The 22,788-nt window shown below is 38.8% G+C and carries 21 protein-coding genes; 6 read left to right on the top strand and 15 right to left on the bottom strand.

Annotation, left to right across the window (positions count from 1 at the left end):
- Positions 1 to 127: 127 nt before the first annotated feature.
- On the bottom strand, positions 128 to 1,285 hold the full coding sequence (locus tag DBR11_RS18265; protein ID WP_108554075.1) for a FecR family protein: 1,158 nt from the start codon (positions 1,283 to 1,285) through the stop codon (positions 128 to 130).
- Positions 1,286 to 1,392: 107 nt separating this feature from the next.
- The gene (locus DBR11_RS18260; RefSeq protein ID WP_108554074.1) at positions 1,393 to 1,956 is read right to left on the bottom strand and encodes an RNA polymerase sigma factor; all 564 of its coding nucleotides are present in this window, start codon (positions 1,954 to 1,956) and stop codon (positions 1,393 to 1,395) included.
- A 247-nt stretch (positions 1,957 to 2,203) separates the two neighbouring features.
- On the opposite strand from DBR11_RS18260, the gene DBR11_RS18255 reads away from it, so the two are divergent.
- Positions 2,204 to 3,301: a PAS domain-containing sensor histidine kinase gene (locus tag DBR11_RS18255; RefSeq protein ID WP_108554073.1), complete on the top strand. Its 1,098-nt coding sequence runs from the start codon at positions 2,204 to 2,206 to the stop codon at positions 3,299 to 3,301.
- 117 nt (positions 3,302 to 3,418) lie between these two features.
- Positions 3,419 to 4,633 carry a PQQ-dependent sugar dehydrogenase gene (locus DBR11_RS18250; protein WP_108554072.1) on the top strand — a complete coding sequence of 405 codons (1,215 nt, stop codon included), beginning with the start codon at positions 3,419 to 3,421 and terminating at the stop codon, positions 4,631 to 4,633.
- Between the two features lie 66 nt (positions 4,634 to 4,699).
- On the opposite strand, the gene DBR11_RS18245 is transcribed toward DBR11_RS18250, so the two are convergent.
- The 4 genes from DBR11_RS18245 to DBR11_RS18230 all read right to left on the bottom strand — a co-directional run bounded on the left by DBR11_RS18245 (position 4,700) and on the right by DBR11_RS18230 (position 9,520).
- Positions 4,700 to 5,776 (bottom strand): glycoside hydrolase family 18, encoded by a 1,077-nt coding sequence (locus DBR11_RS18245; RefSeq protein ID WP_108554071.1) that lies wholly within the window; start codon positions 5,774 to 5,776, stop codon positions 4,700 to 4,702.
- A gap of 61 nt (positions 5,777 to 5,837) precedes the next feature.
- Positions 5,838 to 6,641 carry an SDR family NAD(P)-dependent oxidoreductase gene (locus DBR11_RS18240; RefSeq protein ID WP_108554070.1) on the bottom strand — a complete coding sequence of 268 codons (804 nt, stop codon included), beginning with the start codon at positions 6,639 to 6,641 and terminating at the stop codon, positions 5,838 to 5,840.
- Positions 6,642 to 8,285, bottom strand: coding sequence for a sodium:solute symporter (locus DBR11_RS18235; protein WP_108554069.1), 1,644 nt, complete (start codon positions 8,283 to 8,285; stop codon positions 6,642 to 6,644).
- Positions 8,286 to 8,296: 11 nt separating this feature from the next.
- Positions 8,297 to 9,520, bottom strand: a complete 1,224-nt coding sequence (locus tag DBR11_RS18230; RefSeq protein ID WP_108554068.1) for an enolase C-terminal domain-like protein — start codon at positions 9,518 to 9,520, stop codon at positions 8,297 to 8,299.
- 73 nt (positions 9,521 to 9,593) lie between these two features.
- Here DBR11_RS18230 and DBR11_RS18225 point away from each other — a divergent pair, with 73 nt between their 5' ends.
- The gene (locus DBR11_RS18225) at positions 9,594 to 10,568 is read left to right on the top strand and encodes an AraC family transcriptional regulator (RefSeq protein WP_233260812.1); all 975 of its coding nucleotides are present in this window, start codon (positions 9,594 to 9,596) and stop codon (positions 10,566 to 10,568) included.
- A 38-nt stretch (positions 10,569 to 10,606) separates the two neighbouring features.
- Here DBR11_RS18225 and DBR11_RS18220 read toward each other — a convergent pair whose 3' ends face one another.
- The 6 genes from DBR11_RS18220 to msrA form a co-directional block, all read right to left on the bottom strand.
- On the bottom strand, positions 10,607 to 11,029 hold the full coding sequence (locus tag DBR11_RS18220; protein ID WP_108554067.1) for a DUF6691 family protein: 423 nt from the start codon (positions 11,027 to 11,029) through the stop codon (positions 10,607 to 10,609).
- A 2-nt stretch (positions 11,030 to 11,031) separates the two neighbouring features.
- Complete coding sequence (locus DBR11_RS18215) at positions 11,032 to 11,592, bottom strand: YeeE/YedE family protein (RefSeq protein WP_108554066.1); 561 nt, start codon at positions 11,590 to 11,592, stop codon at positions 11,032 to 11,034.
- 10 nt (positions 11,593 to 11,602) lie between these two features.
- Entirely contained in the window at positions 11,603 to 12,040 is a 438-nt protein-coding gene (locus DBR11_RS18210) for a hypothetical protein (RefSeq protein ID WP_108554065.1), read from the bottom strand.
- Positions 12,041 to 12,061: 21 nt separating this feature from the next.
- Positions 12,062 to 13,324, bottom strand: coding sequence for a HAMP domain-containing sensor histidine kinase (locus DBR11_RS18205; RefSeq protein WP_108554064.1), 1,263 nt, complete (start codon positions 13,322 to 13,324; stop codon positions 12,062 to 12,064).
- A complete protein-coding gene (locus tag DBR11_RS18200; RefSeq protein WP_108554063.1) occupies positions 13,321 to 13,998 on the bottom strand; it encodes a response regulator transcription factor in 678 nt (225 codons plus the stop codon). The genes DBR11_RS18205 and DBR11_RS18200 overlap by 4 nt, the downstream gene beginning before the upstream one ends.
- Positions 13,999 to 14,111: 113 nt before the next feature.
- The gene (msrA, locus tag DBR11_RS18195; protein WP_108554062.1) at positions 14,112 to 14,603 is read right to left on the bottom strand and encodes a peptide-methionine (S)-S-oxide reductase MsrA; all 492 of its coding nucleotides are present in this window, start codon (positions 14,601 to 14,603) and stop codon (positions 14,112 to 14,114) included.
- A gap of 125 nt (positions 14,604 to 14,728) precedes the next feature.
- On the opposite strand from msrA, the gene DBR11_RS18190 reads away from it, so the two are divergent.
- Positions 14,729 to 15,187 (top strand): MaoC family dehydratase, encoded by a 459-nt coding sequence (locus DBR11_RS18190; protein WP_108554061.1) that lies wholly within the window; start codon positions 14,729 to 14,731, stop codon positions 15,185 to 15,187.
- 20 nt (positions 15,188 to 15,207) lie between these two features.
- Here the strand turns inward: DBR11_RS18190 and DBR11_RS18185 are convergent, their stop codons facing one another.
- The 3 genes from DBR11_RS18185 to DBR11_RS30230 form a co-directional block, all read right to left on the bottom strand.
- Positions 15,208 to 16,980, bottom strand: coding sequence for a family 78 glycoside hydrolase catalytic domain (locus tag DBR11_RS18185; RefSeq protein ID WP_108554060.1), 1,773 nt, complete (start codon positions 16,978 to 16,980; stop codon positions 15,208 to 15,210).
- 5 nt (positions 16,981 to 16,985) lie between these two features.
- Positions 16,986 to 20,282: a glycosyl hydrolase gene (locus DBR11_RS18180; protein ID WP_233260811.1), complete on the bottom strand. Its 3,297-nt coding sequence runs from the start codon at positions 20,280 to 20,282 to the stop codon at positions 16,986 to 16,988.
- A 74-nt stretch (positions 20,283 to 20,356) separates the two neighbouring features.
- Complete coding sequence (locus DBR11_RS30230; RefSeq protein WP_108554059.1) at positions 20,357 to 20,701, bottom strand: DUF6122 family protein; 345 nt, start codon at positions 20,699 to 20,701, stop codon at positions 20,357 to 20,359.
- A gap of 158 nt (positions 20,702 to 20,859) precedes the next feature.
- Between DBR11_RS30230 and DBR11_RS18170 the strand changes: the two genes are divergently transcribed.
- On the top strand, positions 20,860 to 21,990 hold the full coding sequence (locus DBR11_RS18170) for an MBL fold metallo-hydrolase (RefSeq protein ID WP_108554058.1): 1,131 nt from the start codon (positions 20,860 to 20,862) through the stop codon (positions 21,988 to 21,990).
- Positions 21,991 to 22,008: 18 nt separating this feature from the next.
- The coding region (locus tag DBR11_RS18165) for an AraC family transcriptional regulator (protein WP_108554057.1) at positions 22,009 to 22,788 on the top strand (780 nt) is incomplete at its 3' end.

The raw sequence follows: 22,788 nt of genomic DNA, 5'->3' as shown, positions 1-22,788 counted from the left end.
GATTAATAATTAAACAGCATAGGATACATAGAAAGTTAGTTTGAGGCGAAAAATATTTTAGGAGATATTTTTTCATGTATTATTTAAAAGTTTGTTGGTTGTTGAATATGGGTCGGTAGATGTTTCTTTAACGCTGATCTACATATATCCTCCTTCCTTTAATGCTGAACTTCACCCCACCGGTTTGTTCAATGATGCTTAAAATCTGTTTGATGTCTTTATATTTTTCCAGCTCGCCCGAGAAATGTATTTCTTTGATCTGAGCGGATACAAATTCTACATCGTAATCGTACCACAATCCCAGTTCCTCCATTACTTCGTCAAGGGTAGATTCTTCAAATACAATTTTGCCATTTGCCCAGGCCACAACCGGTGTCACATCAACATCTGCTTTAACTAATGTGCCATTTTGTTTGTTCAGAATTGCCTCCTGGCTAGGATTTAAAACTACCTTTTGACCATTTGAGTTACTGGCTTCTACTCTACCTTCCACTAAGGTTGTGCGAAGATCTTTTTTATAGGTATTGACATTGAAGGTGGTACCCAGAACTTTAATATCCATCCCATTAGCATGAACGATAAAAGGTTTATGGGGATTTTTTGCTACTTGAAAATAAGCTTCTCCTTTTTCCAGAAAGACATTTCTGCTGGTTGCTGCATTGAAATTGACTGGAAAACGGAGTATGGATGCGGAGTTTATCGTGATGAGGGAACCATCTGCCAGGGCCAGTTTGTATTCTGCACCTCTAGGTATAATCAGTTTGTTGAAAAGTTGGTCACCACCCTTTAATGAGCGGTTCTGCTGATAAGTCAGCAAGTTCTTTTGGTGATTGACTATGCTCGTACCAGCAACCTCTCCTAATTTTTGGTTTGATTTAGCTGAGAGTTCAACTGTACTGCCATTGGCCAAAACCAAAGTTGCTCTGTTATGATCCGTTGGTTGTAATTTCGCTGCAGCTAACTCTACAGGTTGATTGTACTTAAAATGGTAAAGAATTCCTCCGCCAACAGCAAATAATGGCAATAACCATATCGCTGCGTGTCTCAATAATTTAGGGAAGAGCCCTATGTTCTTTGTCTCAAAGTTTGATCTGATGGAAGTCCATGCACTTTTTTCGTTCAGATTGCCGAGCAACAGATGAGCGTTTACAATCATCTTATCCTTCTGTAAAGCTTCAATCAGTTCTCTTTCCTCACGACTTAATTGTCGAAGTAATTGCTCATCAGGCTCCTGATTATTGTTTAGTTGTTGGATTACCTCAATCCAATTGTTTTTTGTACTCATTTCTTAGACGGGTTAATATATTGTCTTCGAGAGGTTGATTTAGGGTGACAGCAATCGAAAATAATTATAAAGTATTTTATAATTATCTCATTTACAGCAGCTAAAAATTATAATTTTCCTTTCCCAAAAAGGACGGCAATGATTATAACCGAAATTGGATCTTCGGATACTTTGGCTTTAAGAAAGGCATAAGCTCTTTTCATTTGGGTTTTTACTGTATTCACAGAGATATTATTTGCTTTAGCGATAGCGGCATAACTTAGACCATCAACAACATATTGCAAAAACACTTTTTTACGCTCATCAGGAAGGAGATTTACCAAAGACATTACCTTCTGATCCGTTTCCTCTTTAAATTTTAAAGCCTCTTCTTCCTCTAAGTAGTCTGTTTGAATAGGATCAGTGAAAACTTGATCCGTCAGATCAAAGGAAGGTATATGTTTTTTAAGGTAAGTAATTGCCAGATTTTTTACCGCACGTGTACTATAAGATTGAAAAGAGTTTTCAATCACAACCTCATTACGTCTGTGCCAAAAATTAATAAAGAAATCCTGCACAATGTCCTTTGCTGCATCATCATCTTTGGTTATTTGATAAGCAACAATAACCAAAAACTTATAATGTTTTTTGAATAGATTTTCAAATGACGCTATATCTAATGTAACAGACAACTGTAAGGAAGTTTAGAATTCGATACAATTATAAAAAAAACATTCATAAATAAAAGAAGTTAGTTAGAATACCAAGCCATGACTATGCAATCATTGAGTTGTATGTGTTGCATAATTTGAAAATAGATCGCTTTAAAAGGTAAATTGGTGCGTTTGTTTGCAATCAAATAAACCCTTGATAAACTTTCGTATGTTTACAATCTTAATCCAATAGACTTTTTAAATAAGACAAGGAATCCAATACTCTATGATTTCCAAAGGGAATAATCAACAACCTGATCCAAAGGATGACTTTAACACTGCACTTTTCTTTAACGTTTCTCAAGATTTAATGTGTATTGCTGGATATGATGGTTATTTTAAAAAAATAAACCCGGCAGTTTCCAAACTTCTGGAATATTCTAACGAAGAACTGTTTTCAAAACCTATAAATGAATTCGTTTATAATGATGATCAAGTTATTACAGAAAAACTTCGGGATAATCTTAAAAGGAGTATTCCTCTCTTAAATTTTGAGAACAGGTATTTAACAAAAAGTGGTAAGGTGATCTGGTTGTCCTGGACCTCAATTCCTGTTCCTGAGGAAAATCTGGTTTATGCAATTGCTAAGAATATTACACACAAGAAGAAACAGGAACAAGAACGAAACGAGCTCGTGGCTAGTCTTTCGAAAATTAATGAAGAACTGCAGCATCTAACTCATACTGTTTCCCATGATTTAAGGTCACCCGTAAATAACTTGCTCTCGATATTATCCCTTTTAGATGTCTCTACTATTCAGGACCAGGAAATTCTAGGATGGATCAATTTAATGCAGTCAACCACTGAAGGTTTGAAGATCACCTTAAATAATTATCTGGAACCAGTACGTCAAAAAGAAAAAAACAACACACCCACTGAAGGAGTCAATATAAGCGACTCCCTTAATGAAGTTATTCAGTCCATAAATGCGCTTGTTATGGGGTCAAGAACGGTGATGAACGTCGATTTTTCAGCGTTTGAGACCATTATATTTAATAAAGTGTATATGGATAGCATATTTCTTAATCTGATTACTAACTCTATTAAGTACGCAAAACCGGAACTTCATCCTGTCATTTCCATTTCCACAAGGAATGCAAATGGTCTTAAACAACTGGTTTTTTCTGACAATGGTCTGGGATTTGACCTGAATAAGGTGCAAGACAGAGTATTTGGCCTTAATCAGACATTTCATCATCATCCAGATAGTAAAGGTATAGGTCTTTACCTGATCTATAATCATATTACAAGTTTGGGTGGCCATATCCGGGTACAAAGTGAAATTAATGAGGGGGCAGAGTTTGTTATCACTTTCAGGGACTGAAGCACAGACTTGAAGATGAACGCATTCAGTGTAAACATATAGAGCAGTAAATTGTTAACTTTATAAATTGACTACCTATTTCGTTCTTCCAATTAATTCACCTATCAACCTTTAATTATGCAATCTATTAGTAAAAAAGCTTCTACCCTCTTTATTGCAGGCCTGGGCCTTGTTTCCATATTTGCCTGTAACAGCAGTGATGCGCAAACCGCAGTGGAAACCCAGGCAGCAAATACGAAATATAAACCCGCTTTTACCGGGCAAACGCGTATTGCAGGTATGAAAACCAAAACACCTTTCTCCGTTAGTTTATTAAGTAAAGACCTAGAACACCCTTGGGGAATCTGTGTCTTACCTGACGGACGTTTCTTAGTTTCTGAAAAGTTAGGAACCATGGGTATTATAACTACCGGAGGAAAAATAGTGAAGAAAATAACAGGCTTACCTAAAGTTGTGCCTGATGGACAAGGCGGCCTGCTCGACGTTAATATTGATCCACATTTTTCTACGAATAGAATGATTTATTGGGATTATTCTGAGCAAACATCCGGAGGTACATTATTAGCGATTGCCAAAGGTAAATTGTCGGCGGATGAGACTAAAATAGAAAATATACAAGTGATTTACCGTGCTACCCCGGCCTATAAAGGAACACTTCAATTTGGTTCCCGTATTGTTTTTGACAAGAATGGAAACTTATTTGTAAGTACGGGCGAGCGCTCGGGAAATGATATTCGGATGCAAGCACAAGACTTAAATTCATCTCTCGGAAAAATAATCCACATTACTAAGGATGGAAAGGCTGTTCCTGGGGGGCCTTTCTCCAAAACCCCAAATGCACGACCAGAAATTTATGCTTTAGGTCTTCGTAGTCCTGAGGGATTGGCCATAAATCCACTAACTGGCGAATTATGGGAATCGGAATTTGGACCAAGAGGCGGTGACGAGATCAATATTATCCGCCCGGGAAAGAATTATGGATGGCCGGTGATCACCTACGGTATAGAATACAGTGGTGAAAAAGTTGGTGATGGTATCCAACAAAAAAAAGGTATGGAACAACCAGTTTATTATTGGGATCCTGTTGTTTCTCCCTCAGGAATTGCTTTTTATAACAGCAATGTTATTCCTGAATGGAAAGGAAACCTTTTTGTTGGCGGTCTGAGCAGTACGCATATTGTGAGGCTGGTGATCAAAAATAATAAAGTTGTTGGTGAGGAGAGGTTCTTGAAAAGTGAAGGCGAGCGTTTCCGTGCGCTTGCGGTTGGTAAAGATGGAGCGCTTTATGCAGTAACTGATGGTGGACGATTCTATAGAATTGCAAAGAAATAAAATAGGCCCTGCAGATCCTTCCAAGATCTGCAGGGCCTAAACCGTTTTTTTTATTAATAAACTCTTTTATTTTGACTTGGTTTCCGGATTCATAATTTGTATGGCTTCACGGATATTTTTAAAAACAGGTTTATGGTTGTAATCACGGCTCATTCTGTAAGCGCCTGCTCCTCCACCATTATTGTCTTTCATCCATTGCGCGTAACTGAGCAGCGAGGCGACAGTTTTAGCATCGCCATCTGGAGCAGAATCCTGACCGCCTTTTGAATAAATATATTGATCCCCATTTACAAGCGCTATAAATTTACTGCCATATGCTTTAACAATTGGAAGAAAATCCTGAGTTCCAGATCCACGCCAGGCACGGTTACCTCCGGTATATGACTGAAAGTAAACATGATCATAATTTGATTTAAATGGAGCATAAAGAACATCATAGCCTATATTTCTACCAGCAAAAATAACGTCTGTATCATAAATGAAAAGTGGTTTTTTTCCGTCTGGTTTGATGGTGCAGCTGGTACAGTTCGGGCCAAAATATTTTGCCAAAGCAGAAAGGAATTTGGCAGCGTTATATGTAGGTACCTCAGCACCAAACATTCCCGTTTCTATGTCTACATCGAGCCCATCCCACTTATTCTGAACAATATACTCCATGTATTTATCCCTTGCATAATGGTCATATGTACTAGTGCTTTTCACTACATTTGGATCTATACCTGCTGGGCGCACATAGCCAGAGGTTTTGGTGATGGGATCTTTTGCAGAGTGATCAAAGTAAGCACTATTGGGCGCTATGGTTCTGACAATTTTGATTCCCTTTTTTTGGGCTGCCTTCCAATGGTCTGGATTTGGATCGTAGCCTACGAAAAGTGAAAGAATATCAAGACTGTCGGGAAGGTTTAATAAATTGGTTGATGCCTCAGGATCATTACCGTCAGCAACCACGTATCCTACTGCCAGCAAATGATCACTGGCTTTATACTTGAGCAGTTGTTTTAAATAACTTGCCGAATCTGCTGCTAAAGATTTAGAATCTTTAGCGCTTAAGCCAGATTTATCATAGGTAAAAGAAAACAGTAAGCCGGTTACGAAAACCAGTAATCCTATACAGAATGAATATTTGTGTATCGTTTGGTTCATCTATTGATTTTTATATGTTTTTCTAAATTACAAAAAACAGGCAAGCATTGATGATGATGTCTTATAAATTTCTCCGATAGCCTAGTTCTGCTCCGCCACTAACAGGTAAAATAGTGCCTGTGATAAATCTGGATTGATCAGAAAGAAGAAAAACACAGGCATCGGCAATTACATCGCCTTCAGGGCAATAACCTAAAGGATGAATGTCGTCGAGATATTTTTCAATGGATGTTGGATCTGATTGCTCTTTAGACCATTCACGTAACATAGGCGTCCAGACTCCTGCTGGCAGGACAGCGTTAACACGGACGCCATAGCGTGCATAGTCAAGGGCCATTGATTTGGTTAGTGTGTTTAATGCGCCTTTTGTTGCACTATAAGCTGCATGGTTCTCCTGGCCAATTTCGCCAACAAGACTACTGGTATTCAAAATACATCCCCTGGTTCTTTTAAGTTCTTCGAACCCGAATCGGGTGGTAAACAAAACGCTCATTACATTTACATCCATCAATTTCCGCCATTCTTCATCACTGGTTTCATGTAATGGCTTAGAAGGACTTGCAATGCCTGCATTGTTGTGGATAGCATCAATCCTACCAAATTTATCCAAGGTTTCTAGTATAGCCTTCTCAACTTCCTCTCCAGATGAAACATCACATACAATTCCATGGTGTTCCTTACCTAATTGCTTTACTGCTTCTTTAACAGATGGTTCAGAAGATGCTACGATAACAACGTAAGCGCCTGCTGCTGCATAGGCCTTAGCGCATTCCAGACCTATTCCCATAGATCCTCCGGTAAGAAAAATTATTTTACCTGACAATAACGTAGTTTTCAGCGCGTCTATTTTTGAATTTTTAATCATCTATCTGAATATATAATATAGTACTCCTGTAACTAAAAGTAACAGTACCGATAGCACCTTATAGTTACCGAAACCTTTCCAACCGGCATCATGTAGGGGCTCTAATGGTGATTTCCAATAAAGTTGCGAACTCTCCGGGGTATGTTGTACAGGATAGATTCGTGAAAAGCTGATCTGTATAATTACACATATACAGAACAGGTAAAAGGCCATCATCATGAAAGGAATCTGTCCAATTGTACTTTCCGGAAATAATTTGCCAATAGCAAAGACAATTACACCTAAAGCAGAACCAATCCATAAAGTCAGCTTTGCTGATGCTGCAGAGGCTCCTTTCCAAAATACACCAAGTAGAAATACACATGTAATTGGTGGAGCGATATGTGCAATGATATCGTTGATGCCACTAAAAATACTTTCATACCGCCCCAGTAAAGGTAACAGCGCAAGAGAAAAAACAAGTGCAATGCCCGCTGATAACTTGCCCGCCCAAATCAATTGTTTATCTGATGCATCAGGACGATAACGTTGGTACATATCGTAACTGACCATGGTGGATATTGAGTTTAATGCACCTGCCACCTGACTCATCAGGCCGGATAAAAGGGCTGCCACCAATACACCAACTAAACCAGTAGGTAAAAGTTGCGTAATCATCAAAGTATAAATACCTTTTGAATTCACATGGCCTTTGTCATCTATGCCCAGGCTGCTGATATCCAAATGGCCCGATTTTGACAAGGTATAGGCCAGAAGACCAGGTAAGACAAAAATGAACACCGGAAGGATTTTCAGAAAACCACAGAATAAAGATCCGACCCTTGCATGATTTTCATCCTTAGCTCCCAATACACGTTGAACAATGGTTTGATCTGCACACCAATACCAGATTCCTAAAATAGGATAACCTAAAAATACGGTATACCAGGGCATTCCACTGCTGTCACCATGTGGCCTTAGCATAGAAAGTTTATTCATTTCACCACTGTTTTTCAGAACTTCTGTCATATGACTCCACCCACCCATTTTGTTAAAAGCGGCGTAACTGATGATAAATGCTCCTGTAAGTAAAACCACAGTTTGTATTGATTCTGTGACTACTACGGCTTTTAATCCACCAATGATGGTATAAATAGCTGTTATAATACAGATCACGATAACGCTGAGGTACATATTTAATCCGAATAATGTTTTTAACACAATGCCTCCGGCAAGCATGGAGAATGCGATGTGAATAATGATTGCAGAAACGACGGAGATCACAGCTAACCAGTCTCGGCTTGAACGATCATAACGCTTTTCCAGAAAATCTGGTAATGTGGCTACCCCAGATTTGATATAAAACGGTACAAAAAATAAAGCGAGAAGTACAAGTGTTACACCGGCCATCCATTCAAAATTCCCGTTGAGTAAACCGCTGTCAAAGCCACTCTGTGCTAAGCTAACTAAATGTACGGTAGATATGTTTGTGGCAAAAAGTGCCAGACCGATTGCAGGCCATTTAAGGGTCTTTCCGGCGAGGAAATAATCACCCGCGGCATTTGTTTTGCTTTTGCGCCGATGGCGGATTCCCGTCCAAAGCCCTATAGCCAGGATACCAAGCAGATAGGTGATACTGATGCACAAGTCTAGAGATTTTAACATTTCCTTTTACATTAATAGATCAGATCACAACTGCTACCGGTTTCCACTGGAGTTTTGTAAACACCTCCTACAATGGTGGCAGGGTGAACAAAATGTTTTTGCAAGTGTGGTATATGCTCTAAAAACAAAGCTTCATGCCCCATAGATATATGATTAAACAAGACAAGGTGTTGGTGTAACTGGCCCATATCTCCTACATGTGGAACAACAGGAATACCATATTTTCGGCAGAGTAAACTAACTGTAATGAATTCGCTCACACCGCCTAATCTTACAGCATCTGGTTGCATAAAGCCTGCCGCTCCTGTTTGTAAGTAGTTTTTAAAGATAATACGGTTAGGAACATGTTCTCCAAGTGCTAATTTAGTTGGCGCAATAGCATCAGCCAAGGTTCTATGTGCAATTACATCGTCTGGATGAGTGGGTTCTTCAATCCAATAGGGTTGCATGCTTTGAAATTCTTTACATATTTTAAGTGCTTGAGGGAGGCTCCATTGCTGATTGGCATCCAGCATCACTTTAATGTCGGGGCCAGCCACCTCTCTTACGATGTGAGATCGGCGTATGTCTCTGTCAGAGTCTTTGCTTCCTACTTTTAACTTCATTGCTGTAAATCCTTCGGCAATAGCTCTGATACAATTTTCGCGTACCTTCTCGTCACTATAATTGAACCAGCCAATGGAAGTGTCATAGCCAGGATAACCTGTGCTTAGTATTCCACTACGGTTTTCCTTACCTGCAGTGTTATCTTGTAGCAATCTTACGGCTTGCTCTTGGCTAAGTACATCTTCGAGGTAAGAAAGATCAAGTGTATTCACGATTTCTTCTGGTGAAAGATCAATCAGTAATTTCCATAAGGGTACTCCCCTTTTCTTTGCCCATAAATCGTAACATGCATTGGTTACTGAAGCTAGCGCCAGATGTACTACACCCTTATGAGGACCTAGCCAGCGGAACTGTTGTTCATTGGAAAGTCGGTTAAACAATGTCCCAAAATCAGACATCAGTTCTTCAATATCTTTACCTTTTAGCTGCTCCGCATAAAACTGAGCTGCTTTGCAGACCAGATCGTTTCCTTCACCCAATGTAAAAGCAAATCCTGTTCCTGTTAGGCCGCTATCGTCAATCAGATTGGTTACAGCATAAGAATAGATGGGGTCACTATGTATAGCGTCACTTCCGGCCCCTTTACGAAGAGGAAAACGCAGATCATTTATCTGTAATTTTTTTATCATTTGTCCCGTATTTTAGATAATCGGCAAATATTTAGTTAGAAATCAAAACTAAACCCATATGGGTTAATCAGCAATGAATTATCCCCTTATTTTAATGGATTATTCGATTAATATAGTAGCTTTAGCTAAGAAAATGAGTGACCACATGATTTCAGAAATAATAGGTATCAAGCATAAGAAAAAGGTCCGGGATGGCTTTGATGGGCAAAAGCTCATCAGCTTGCCTAATATGGTCTATAAAAATGCTGATACAGCTAATGCACTTTTAAACCAGATTTTCATTACCCATATCGGCTACTTTCCTAAAGCATCTTCGCATTTTCGCGAGCGCAGAAAGGGTTGCGAAGACAATATATTTATTTATTGTGTTCATGGAAAAGGATGGTATATGATTGATAAGAAGAAATATGAAGTTGGCCCAAATCAGTTTTTTCAAATTCCGGCAACTACAAGTTATATAAAATACGCGGCAGATCAGGATCAGCCATGGACCATACTTTGGGTTCACTTTAGTGGCAAAGAAATAGATGCTTTTAACCAGGTACTGAATATTGCCTTGGGTGACGGACCTCAGCAAATTCATTATAACGAAAAAGGAATTCAGATTTGGAATGAAATGTATCGATGCCTTGAAATGGGATACAGTAAGGATAACCTGAACAAAGCAAATATGTGTTTATATCATTTTCTATCTACTTTTCTATATCCGGAACAACATTTTACAGGCAACGAGGATAAAGGAATAGTTAGAGAAACAATTGTTTTTATGCGTCATGAGTTGGCTAACAAGTTCACTGTTGAAGATTTCTCAGCGCGTCACAAACTTTCTGCCTCTCATTTTTCAAGTTTATTCCGTCAATCGACAGGAATCTCTCCTATGGAATACTTTATACAACTAAAGATCCAACAGTCATGTCATCTGCTGTACAGCACACCAACTAAAATTAAGGATGTTGCCATGAGCCTTGGCTATGATGATCCGTATTATTTTTCTCGCTTGTTTAAAAAAGTGATGGGTATTTCTCCCAAGCAATACAGATATAAATAATGGACTGAAATAAATAAACAGTCGAATAATCCATCTGATTAAGCAAACCAATGAGGCAATTTATCTTTAACAACACCATATAGATAAGTGCCTGTTAAAGCTCCGATTGTTACAACAACCATTCCCGTGTAGCCATATCCTATGCCAACAAAAATTGGTCCTGGACATGCCCCGGTGAGTGCCCAGCCAAGGCCAAAAATAGTCCCCCCTATGATGTACTTTCTCCAGTTTTTATCCTTGTTTTGAAATCTCACTGGCTGCCCGTTCAGATCTTTCACTTCTACTTTTTTGATTAAAAACACAGCAATTACTCCGCAAAACACTGCAGTGCCAATGATTCCGTACATGTGGAAAGACTGAAAACGAAACATTTCCTGAATACGGTACCAGGACATCGCTTCTGATTTAGCCATTACAATTCCGAAAACTACTCCGGTAAAAATGTATTTGAAAAACTTCATAACTAAAATAGGATTGGAAATAAAAGGTGTGTCATAATTAATCCTCCGATAAAGAAGCCGATCACTGCAACCAAAGAAGGGAGTTGTAGATTTGAAAGGCCACTGATGGCATGACCAGATGTACAGCCGCCGGCATACCGGCTTCCAAAGCCAACAAGAATGCCTCCGAATAAGAGTAGTGATATGACTTTAACTGAGCCAAGCGACTTAAAATCAAATAACTGAGATGGATTTAACCCGCCGTCAAATTGAATTCCAAGCTTAGCGAGATCAGTAATGGTTGATTTGGATAAGTTTAAAGGAGCATTGCTTACTAAAAACGTAGAAGATAAATACCCTCCGATGACCGCACCTATAAGAAAAAACAAATTCCATTGCTGATTCTTCCAGTTGAAATCAAAAAAACGCACTTTTTTACCAGCACCCATCATACTGCAGATGGTGCTAAGATTAGATGAAAAGCCAAATGATTTTCCGAAGAAAAGCAAAGTAATCATAATTAATGCAATGACTATTCCAGAAGTATACCATGGCCATGGTTGTTTAATTAATTCTAAAATCATAAATAAATCATCAATATTTAAATGTTGTCCAGTGGATGAGAATACCGTTGAAATCTGAGGCAAAATAACTCAGGAAATCTTCCAATGCCTCAAAACCATCATTTATTGCTAATTCCTGAATCTCAGCAATAGTTAAGTTTAGTCCATCAATCACAATATCGGGTATTTTCTTGTCCTTCCAAACAATACTAATCTCTTGTATAAGGATACACCTGGTTTCAAGGCCAAACGGTAGTTCTCCCCCAGATTCTAATGAGGTGCAAAATTGGATGGTTTCTCCAACAGACCATTCTTTTGCCGAACTGTTTATGTCGGACCTTTTTCTCCGTATGGTATGGAATTTTGGTTTGAAATGTCTGGTTTGCTCCTCTTTTAGAAAACCGCAAAGAATCTTTTCCTTAAAAAAAGTAGGTTTTCCATTAATATACTCTGTAAAACATAAATTCATTTAATCCTATTAGTCAGCATGTTAAAAACTCTTTTTAAAATAAACCTTAAAGGAATGCATATTGTCTATGAAATGGTATTCAAGTTCAAATCCATATAGGGTACAAATTTGCTTGCTGATCGCCAATCCCAAACCCATTCCATCTGATTCAGCAGATTTAGAAAAGCGATCAAAGAGCCGCTCCTGAACACTCTTGTCTTTACCAGAATTGGAGATTATTAGGACGTTCGAGATAAGTTTCACATCGATTCGGCCTCCTCTATGGTTATGCCTAACCGAATTGCTGAAGAGATTATTCAAAAGGATATCTGCCAGGTACCTGCTCATTGTAATTTCTGTTTTTTCCAGGTTTACCTCAACCCGCAATCCATCCTTCTCAAACAGTTCATGGAATTGGCGGATTTTACCTTCCAGCATCTCTTGAATATCTATATTCTCAGCATCCGGAATAATATTGTTTTCAATTTTAGCGAGCAATAGAAGTGATTGATGAAGCCTGGAAAGTCTTCCTGTTGCATGGTAAATATCCTCAAGAAGATGTCCCTGGTGTTCTGTAAAGGTCTCTGTTTGAAGCAGGGAGTCAAGCTTTGAGTTGATCACTGCCAGGGGGGTCATCATTTCATGTGATGCATTATCTGTAAAACTCTTAAGTTCTTTATAATCCTGCCTTACTCTTTTCACCATAGCATTTACAGATTCATTTAGCTCTCTAAACTCATCTATCTTCGTTGACTCCTCTTTTATGTTTTCCGTTTTTGTCACCTCAAATGTCTTCATCCTGTTTAGGATAGAATAAAAAGGTTTCCATAATTGGTTGAGAACAAATCGATTTATGAGAATTAATGATAGTAATAATACAACTGTTACGCCCAACGTGATGAACAGGATAATCCGAACAAGATCTTCAGATTCTAGCCTGGACTTGGTAATTGTAACCTGGTAGACCTTACCTTTGAGTGATACTGTTGTAACCAGGCTTCTGCCAGGTTCTACCTCATTTTCTTTTGGATTGATATAGGTTGTATAACTAAAATCCCGTATGCCAGATACCTCACCATTAATCTCTTTATAAGAAACCTGTTGATCCAGATAACTGGCGGGAAGCGGTAATTTTTGATAGGTCTGTGTGTATTGACGAATTTCGTTCTCTTCTACAGCCAAATCCCGGTCCAGTCTTTCAGTCAGTATAAAGTGAATGACTACGTAATAAATAAGACCAGTAATGATTAGAATAACCAACGAAGTAAGGAGGTTTGCACGATTATATCTGGTCGCTAGCTTCATGCTTCTCCAAATTTATATCCAATTCCATATACCGATCGTAAGTAGTCTTTCCCGCCTGCTTCGGCCAGTTTCTTTTTTAGGTTTTTTACATGTGTATAAATAAAATCAAAATCGTTCGAAAGGTCCATTTCATCTCCCCATAAATGTTCGGCCATGGCATTTTTTGTCACTATTTTATTTTTGTTGGCCAGAAAATAGACGAGCAGATCAAATTCTTTTTTGGTAAGAACTATTTGGTTATTAGCTACGGAGACCTTCATGGCGGATACATCGACCTTAATTTCATTAAAAATGATCAAATTATCGCCGTCAAAGTTCTTTCTTCTCACAATTGCACTTACTCTTGCTTTCAACTCAGAAAGATGAAAAGGCTTCACTAAATAATCGTCGGCACCAAGATCAAGGCCCGCAAGTCTGTCATCAAGAGAATGCCTTGCCGATATGATGAGTACTCCGTCCTTTTTCTTCATCTGCTTCAGTTGCGACAATAGCTCCAGCCCTTCGCCACCCGGAAGGCCAAGGTCCAGCAAGATGCAATCGTAGTTATAAAGTGCGATCTTCTCAGATGCAGATGCAAAATTAGAGGCAAACTCACAGATATTGCCCTCCCCTATAAAATAAGCCAGAATGCTTTCCAAAAGTGCTTGCTCGTCCTCAATGACTAGAATTTTCATCAGTATATAATTATTAACACTTTACCTATTGCCATCATTTGTATTAGTGAACTTGTAAACTCACTTCATTTCAGTTTGCGTACTCTGCACATGATGGTTTGATTGATCAAATACTATTTAAGTTTCCAATCTGGCCTTTCAAAGTGACAGGTATATCCATAAGGGTGTTTTTGCAGATAATTCTGATGCTCCTCTTCGGCATTCCAAAAATCAGTCACCGGAACAACCTCTGTTATGATTTTCCCCGGCCAGATTCCAGAAGTCTCCATATCGGCAATTAGATCTTTTGCTGCTTGTTGCTGTTTTTCGTCCAGAAAGAAAATAGCAGAACGATACGATGTACCTATATCGTTTCCTTGCCTGTTTCTTGTAGTCGGGTCATGAATCTGAAAGAAATATTCAAGAAGTTTGCGATAAGACAAGCGGGCCGGATCAAATACGATCTCAATAGCCTCAGCGTGTGTACCGTGATTTCTGTAAGTAGCATTAGGAACATCTCCTCCTGTGTATCCGACAACTGTAGATATCACTCCGGGATAATGTCGAATTAGTTCTTCTACTCCCCAAAAGCATCCACCAGCCAGAATGGCTTTTTCAGTATTCATATAATTTTTTCTTTTTTATTGCATAAAGATACACTGACAGGAGGTATATTTTGGTTTAATTTCAGTAAATTCATCATCTGAAGCTCACAGAGCCAACCTAATTTTTAATCACGAAACAAAAATACATGCTAGTAATCAATAACTTCGAAGAGTATCAATCACATTTAGGTCAGGAATTAGGCGTTTCCAACTGGCATAAAATCGACCAGGATCAGATCAATAAATTCGCAGATGCAACATTTGACCATCAATGGATACATGTGGATAAAGAGAAAGCAGCAAATGAAGGTCCATTTAAAGCAACTATCGCGCATGGCTATCTAACATTATCCTTAATTCCCTATTTATGGAAACAGATTGCAGATGTTCGCAATATCAAAATGGAAATAAATTATGGGATAGAGAGTTTTAAATTCGGTCAACCTGTTTTGGTAGACAGTGAAGTACAGTTAAAAGCTAAATTGATTTCAATAGCAAACTTACGGGGAACAACCAAGGTTATTATTGAAGCAACACTAGCTATTAAAGATCAGTCAAAACCAGCTTATGTTGGCAATGTCGTATTTCTCTACCATTTTATATAATATGGGAATCCAGCGCAAAATCACTCTTTCACTTTTATAATTTTAATACCTTTTGGTGCTTTGACCTCTATCCTTAATTTACCATTCTCCAATTTGGTATTTCTTATTTTAACGATACCTAAAGGTGTTGGAAATGTTCCTTCTGCGAAACTCAGATCACCAAGATGGGGCTCTATTTTTATAACCTTACAACCCGGGGCCATCACATTTACGCCCAGCACATACTGGGTCAACCATGGTGTTGGCCCTGATGCCCAACCATGGGCCAGACTATGTCTGAAACCTTTATAACAAAATGCACCATAATCGCCATGAATATCCTTTTTGCCCTCGGGAACCAGCTGATCAATTCTGGATGCATTATCCAGCCAGTTAACATTAAAATCTTCCCAAAAAGTAGTTGCGCCTAAGGACAACATTGGCCCCCAATAATTTCTTATGGCATCAATAGAGCCCTGGTAGTCGCCAGCCTTTGCTTTTGCTAATAACATATAATAGCCAAAGAATGTAGAATAATCTTGTACCCCCCGGTCAGAAATCAACACGTTTGCACGGTCTGGGGGCATTAAACCAGACAAAGATAACAGAGCAGCCGCTTGTTTAGATTTTCCTGGATCAGGTACATTTTTCTTTAATCTCGTAACAGCTTCCTTGCACTTAGCCAAGGTAACTGGATCATTTAATACCTCTGTTAAATCTGCACCTGCATTTAATGTCATGGCCAGCATCGCCTGTAATCCTGCATGAATCGCTTCTGGATCTGTACTTGATGGCCAATCCAAAAATCGTATTCCATTCTTTAAACTCTCGCTGTTTTGATTATCTATTTGCTCTAAATATTGATTTAAAAGCGCAGTCAAATATGTTTTTTGTTGTTTTAGATATTTTAAATCACCTGTATGCATATACCAATCGCGTTGGATAAGTATCCACCACATAGAATAAGAAACCATGCCATTCATATATTCTGGCAGAGGCGTAATATCCCTTACAAGATCCAGGCTTTTGGTTACCACATTATTATTGCCAAATACAGCTGCAATAGTAGATGTTTCTGGGTGCATATCTCCTACCCAAACTAGCCGGTCACGTTTAACCCCATCCCACAAATAATCCTGCATATTTAAATGTACGGTATAAGCCCCGGTTATCCATATCTTATTCAATAAGGTATCACTACTTTTAAATGAGCCCAAATAGGGAATGTCTCTAAAGATGAAAATTGCCCGGGCTTCTTTCAGTCTTAACTCTGCATGGTCGTCCAGCAGATCAATTCTGATAAATCTAAACCCAGTATTACCCACTTCAAGTTTTCCTAACCAGGGTACTGAGATTTCAAAATCACGCATGGCATGATCATTCGTAGCTCCCTTAAGGGTATCTATTTCGCTCATAGCCTCACTTGCCGATTCGCCAAAACGGATGCGTAACCTCACCGGTTTTCCACCCCGTGACTGATCTGTTAACAACTGGAGGCCCCCATGCAATTCGCGTCCAAAATCGAGTAGTATTCCTGCCTTCCCATGACCATCATTATGCATAATGCAAAGATCCTTGCCTGATAGGTTGGCCTGCCCATCACCAGGTTTCAATAATCTTTTGGCATTTTGGATATGATTCGGCTCATTGGTGCTTTGCCAGAGTATTTTTACTGGTGAAAGGTATCTCCTTGCCATTTCCTCTGTTTGTACATCATCCAGGTGTGTTCCTTTAAATACAACTGGCAATTGAGCATAACCAGATTTAAATAGCAGTAAAATAGAAAGAGTTATATATATGTTTATCTTATTCATGCCTGTTAATATTTTATCTCCTCAATCTTAACGGGGCCCAGCAATCCTGAAGATTCTAAACCTCTGTTTGGATCAGGACCATACATCACTGAAGTTGGCCGTTGATCTGCCGGCAACAAACTATCACCAATCAATCTGTTAACCCATGTATTCACCACCTTAATTTCCAATTTGTTATCCCCTGCTTTAAGTGCTTTGGTTAGATCAACCCGGTATGGAGGTGTCCATGCACCACCCACTTCTATTCCATTTACAAAAACTTTGGCAATTGCTTTTACATTGCCCAAATCAATCACATAATTAGCGCCCTTTTCCAATTTTTTGAGCTTTAATACGTTCCGGTAAAAAGCTGTCCCGGAGTAATATTTAATGCTGTCATTGGTGTTTACAGACCAATCACTTAATGTTTCAAATTTAACAGGTTGTGACGGACCTCTCCTGATCTTATCAAAACTGACCATCCAGGGTTGCGTAAGGGATATTGTTTTAATGGGCTCTGGATAATTTGATCGGCTGGTATCAGCTGCTCCTCCTCGATTTCTGAAAACTAAAAATGAACTTTCATAAGCTGCAAGCTGCATAGGAACAATAGTTGCATTAGATGTTTGACGATATGAGGGTAACTGGCGCATTGTTCCTGTTGCCGCGTTCCAAAGCTCAGGACTTTTACCGCTTGTTCGAAACTCAGCATCAATATTAACTGGAATATTCTTTTGATTGGATATAAAATAAAAGTCACCGGTTTTCAGCTGGCGATGGATAAACAATACAGAATCACTGTTTTTAACCCTAAAATCTGGTGTAACCTTAATCAGGTTCAAAGCCTCCTGCAAATCCATGCCATTTAAGACCAAGCCTTTTCCATAATGATTGATTTTGGTATCAGCTCCATCAATTCCATCCCAAAGTTCATTGGCCATGCGCTGGACAAGCTGATCAGACATAGGATAATCTTTTAGACTAGGGGATCGAAATGGTTTTGGTCCCAAAATTACTGCTCCCTGTTGCACAAGATCTTTGATTTTTGACAGAAGTTCGGGGCGCATTGTTTCTAATTTAGGTAATACCAGAATGCTGTAACTGATTCCATTAGGAAGCGTAAGTTTACCGTCTTTTACAGAAAGCTTTTCTTTAATCACTTCCCCGTTAATATAATCGAAGGAATAGCCCTTTGGTAAAGCAGGATCTGTTACTCCCGTCATTTTTGGTGCATCTTCACCAATAAAATAAGCTACATCCGCAACATATTGGCCTTGTTGCAACATCATATTACAGCGTTTTAAATACTGTAACAACACGTCCATATCAAAAAACCAGGTGTTTAATCTGTTGAACTCTACCCCAAACCAAGCGTTTATACCTGGACCATTGGTCTCTTGAGGCTGCTGAATATAGACATGCAGTAAAGTATTATTTATTCCCTCTGTAAAAAAGCGGTCGCCACGTTTCTTAAACATAGCAGGATACCGAGAAAATGGATTACCTGCGGCGGTAAAGGACTCAGCAGACACTTTAATCTTTCCATAGATATGTGCTGAAGATGACGCCGCTCGGTTCTCAATATCCCCAAGATCGCCTTCACTCCAAAATTCACCTCCTATTTCATCAGACTGTCCGCCATATTGTAAGAATTCTCCTGGAAATCCCCAATGTCCATAATTTTCCAGCCAGGTAGTTAATCCATTTTTATGACTAATTTCCCGTAGTCCACCCACGTATTTATAAGAAACCTGGTCTGCAATTAGCCTCCTTAAATCCCACAAAAAGCGGTCAGAAATACTTTCATTGCCTACCACTTTACCTTGTAATACAGGTAAAAATGGTGTTGGGTCATAATCATATACTTGTTTAAACTGCCCCATCAATGAATCTGTCCAATTCTGGCTTCCGGTTTCGTAACTATCTTCAACAACTACTTTCCATGTTTTTCGGTCTTCAGCTGGAATACGTTTTAATATCTGCCCCATATAGGCATTGAAGTGATCAGCAACATGCTCTTTGCTCATTTTATCTACTTCCAAACCACGTCCTTCCGGAGGTGCAGGAGCATTTGTTACATTGGTGGGTGTCATTCCTATCCGCTCAATCACCCAATTTCCAGCAGGAACTTTCCATTTCAGGGTTCCATTAATATCCATTTTTTTAGAAAGATCTATTACGCTTTCAGGCGCAATGGCATAAATGGATTTCTCATCAGGTTGTGGAGCCCACTGGTAAGCTGTCCAAAAAGGATGTGGTGTAGGCCACATCTTTGCTAAGGATTTTTCAAGATAATTCTCGACCACGGGTACTGAAGACAGTTTCAGTTCGGTTATTCCTGAATCATCAGAAATTGTAGAGAACACTATTCTGAAGTTTGAAGATTTGGTTTCCGGAATGGAAATCGCTGCAGGACCATAGGATATAAAGCCTGTATTGAGTGCTGGATTGGTACGGTCAATTGAAAAATGTTTTATCGTTATATACTTCGAATCTATTTTGACCTGCAAGTCTCCTTCTAAATAAACAGGTTTTTTAGCCGTAGTGACTACTAAACTACGCACAGAATAAGTTGATTTTGTAATTACATCAAGCGAAAATGGCTGTCTTTTTTTTAAATTAATGCCTGTTAAATCGTTGTCATCAAATAAATTACCCAGGGCATCGGATTCAGGAACAGATTTGTACTGTGGTTTTAATGTTCTGATGTCGGATTTATAGTCATTTGTCACTGGATAGGCAATAACTTTTACATCTTGGAAATTCTGTTGAGGTTTTGTAAGTGTTTTTTCCAGTGTTAAAGGACCCACAATCGTAATTTGCGATGAGGTTAAATAGCGCATAGCTTGCTGGGGCTTAATCCATGGTCCCCCAGACTGGCTCCATCCCGGGCTGTTGAAGATGCCAATCTCAATATTTAACCTGGTCGCAGTTTTAAGGGCCGTATGCAATATTTCCCACCATTCTTCAGAAAACATTTTAATTTTTCCATAAGGCACTTCATCCATGCCAATATTACCAATAAATGCACGGTTTATTCCGACCTTCTTCATGGCCTCCAGATCTCTAATTACTCCTTCCTTAGAGATATTACCAGAAATCCAATACCAATAGATGCTGGTTTGTATGGAGTCTGGGATACTTATAAAGCCTGTTTCAATAGCCTTGAAGTTGGCTGAATGGTATGGAGCCGCTATCTCCTGCCCCTTTAAGTCTGTCTGTATAAAGGCCAACATAAAGAATAAGCTCAAAGAAAACCTGTAAAGGTAGCCTGAAGCAAAATCACGGTTAAAATGCGGTTTAAATCCGAATGTAGCACGCATAAAATTTGGTTAGAAGGAAAAATAATATTGCTAATCTAACCAAGCAAAAGTTTATAACTGTCATGTACTGTTGCCTAATGCAAAAACCATATTGGCCATTGGCAATCTTGCCAGTCTGTAAACATATGAAATAGCAATCCAACCGCAATTATCCTTGTTTTAGGAAAAAAGAGTAGAACAAAATAAACCGCAATAGCATAGTAAGAATGTAAAGGATGATAACCAATGCTGCATCTATCCGGATCAAAAATTGGGGTGGCAAGCAAATGATCCGCATCTACGATCATAGTCGCAATCATGGTCAACCAGGCCCTCTTCCATTCCTTTCTAAAAAATATAAATGCTATTAAACCAGGTGCCAGGAAATGTAAACTATAGTGGACTATAGGTTTTAATATAAAAAACAGATGCGGACTCATACTTCGATAAATATAAATTTTAATCGTAGCATAATTGTCAAAAGATTTATAATATTGAAGATTGACACTACTATGGACCCCACAACAAAGTTAAACTGGACCTTTCAACAAAACAACCTATAGTTTTTATTCCCACCTTTGTGCAATTAAATTACAGAATGAAACGGTTCTTAAAAATCATTAAACTAATTATGACCATCTTGTTAAGTATACTATTGCTTTTGGCGATAACCACCTTTTTCTATATCAGGCAGCCAAAATTTGGAAAGGCTCCTTCTGCTGAGCGCTTAGATCACCTTAAAAAATCACCACGCCACAAGGATGGTAAATTTCAAAATACGCACTACACACCCGATCTAACCGAAGGATATAGTATGTTCGGTATAATTTACGATCAATTATTCAAGGACCATCCAAGAAGAAAGCCTGCTGGCCAAATTCCTTCTACAAAAACAGATTTGTTAAGTCTACCGGCAGATGCTGACGTACTGGTGTGGTTTGGGCATTCTTCGTATTTTATTCAGATTCAGGGAAAACGCTTTTTGGTAGATCCTGTATTTAGCGGAAGTGCTTCACCATTACCTGGAACAGTAAAAGCATTTAAAGGTACAGACAGCTATACAGTAGAAGATCTGCCAGATATTGATTACCTCCTCATTAGTCATGATCATTATGACCATCTGGATTATGAAACCATCGTCAAATTAAAAGATAAAGTAAAAACCGTAATCTGTGGTTTGGGTGTGGGTTCGCATTTTGAAAGCTGGGGTTATCCCGCAAAGGAAATTATAGAAAGCGACTGGAATGAAACGATCTCTTTGGCCGACGGGTTTAAACTACATACCACCCCTGCCAGGCATTTTTCTGGTAGAGGATTTTCCAGAAACAATACACTCTGGATGTCCTATGTACTGCAAACGCCTACAACTAAAATATATATTGGAGGCGATAGTGGTTATGACACCCACTTTGCTGAAATTGGCTGTCAATTTGGACCGATAGATCTCGCCATTTTAGAAAATGGGCAATACAATATCGCCTGGAAAGCTATTCACATGCTACCGGAACAAGTAATTCAGGCTGCGCTGGATTTGAAGGCCAGGAGACTTTTTCCGGTACATTCATCTAAATTTACGCTTGCTATGCATCCATGGGATGAGCCATTGATCAAAGCTGCAGAACTTGCCAAAGCGAATCATCTTCCTTTGGTTACGCCCATTATTGGTGAAAGCGTAGATCTTAGGGATACTACGCACGTTTTTCCAGAGTGGTGGAAAGAAATAAATTAAATATTATAAGACGAGCGCATGAAATACATCGAAACAAAGTCTTGCTACATTGGGCCCGAAATATCACCTGAACAATTCATTTCAGAACACTTTTTTCTATTTTTAGTAAAGGGGTCAATTACCGGATATGACGGTAATAAAAAATATGAGCTAAAAGCTGGTGATTCCTGTATTGTGAAAAAAAATCGTCTGGCCAGATACCATAAACAGGCCTATGATGGAGGGATGGAAAAGGTGGCTGTAATTTTTGATAAAGCATTTCTACAGTCCTTCCAGCTTAAACATCAGGGTACGTTTTCGGTTACCGATAATCAAAATGCCTTTATACTCTTAAAAAGGGACGATCTAATCAATAGTTTCATCAATTCTCTTGCCCCCTATTATGGCAATAATGGTAAAATGGACGAAGTTTTTTCTAACATTAAAAGGGAAGAACTTTTATTGATTCTATTGCAAAAGGATCCTGAGTTGTACAATATTTTCTTCGACTTCGGAACTCCGGAAAAAATTAATCTGGAAGAATTCATGAATCGAAATTATAAATTCAACGTTAGCCTAGAGCGCTTTGCTTATTTAACAGGCCGGAGTCTATCTGCGTTTAAAAGAGACTTTAAGACGATATTTCAGGATACACCGAGCAGATGGTTGGTGAAAAGGCGGTTGGAAGAAGCCTATTTTCTGATGGAAAAGAAAAGTAAAAAGCCATCCGACATCTATATTGATCTTGGATTTGAAGATCTGTCTCACTTCTCCTTTGCATTCAAAAAGAAGTATGGTTTGGTGCCCTCATTATTAAGT

The organism is Pedobacter sp. HMWF019 (assembly GCF_003061025.1).
GTDB lineage: Bacteria > Bacteroidota > Bacteroidia > Sphingobacteriales > Sphingobacteriaceae > Pedobacter.
Note: the sequence above shows the minus strand (reverse complement) of the source record. Positions and strands in the feature narration are given on the sequence as shown.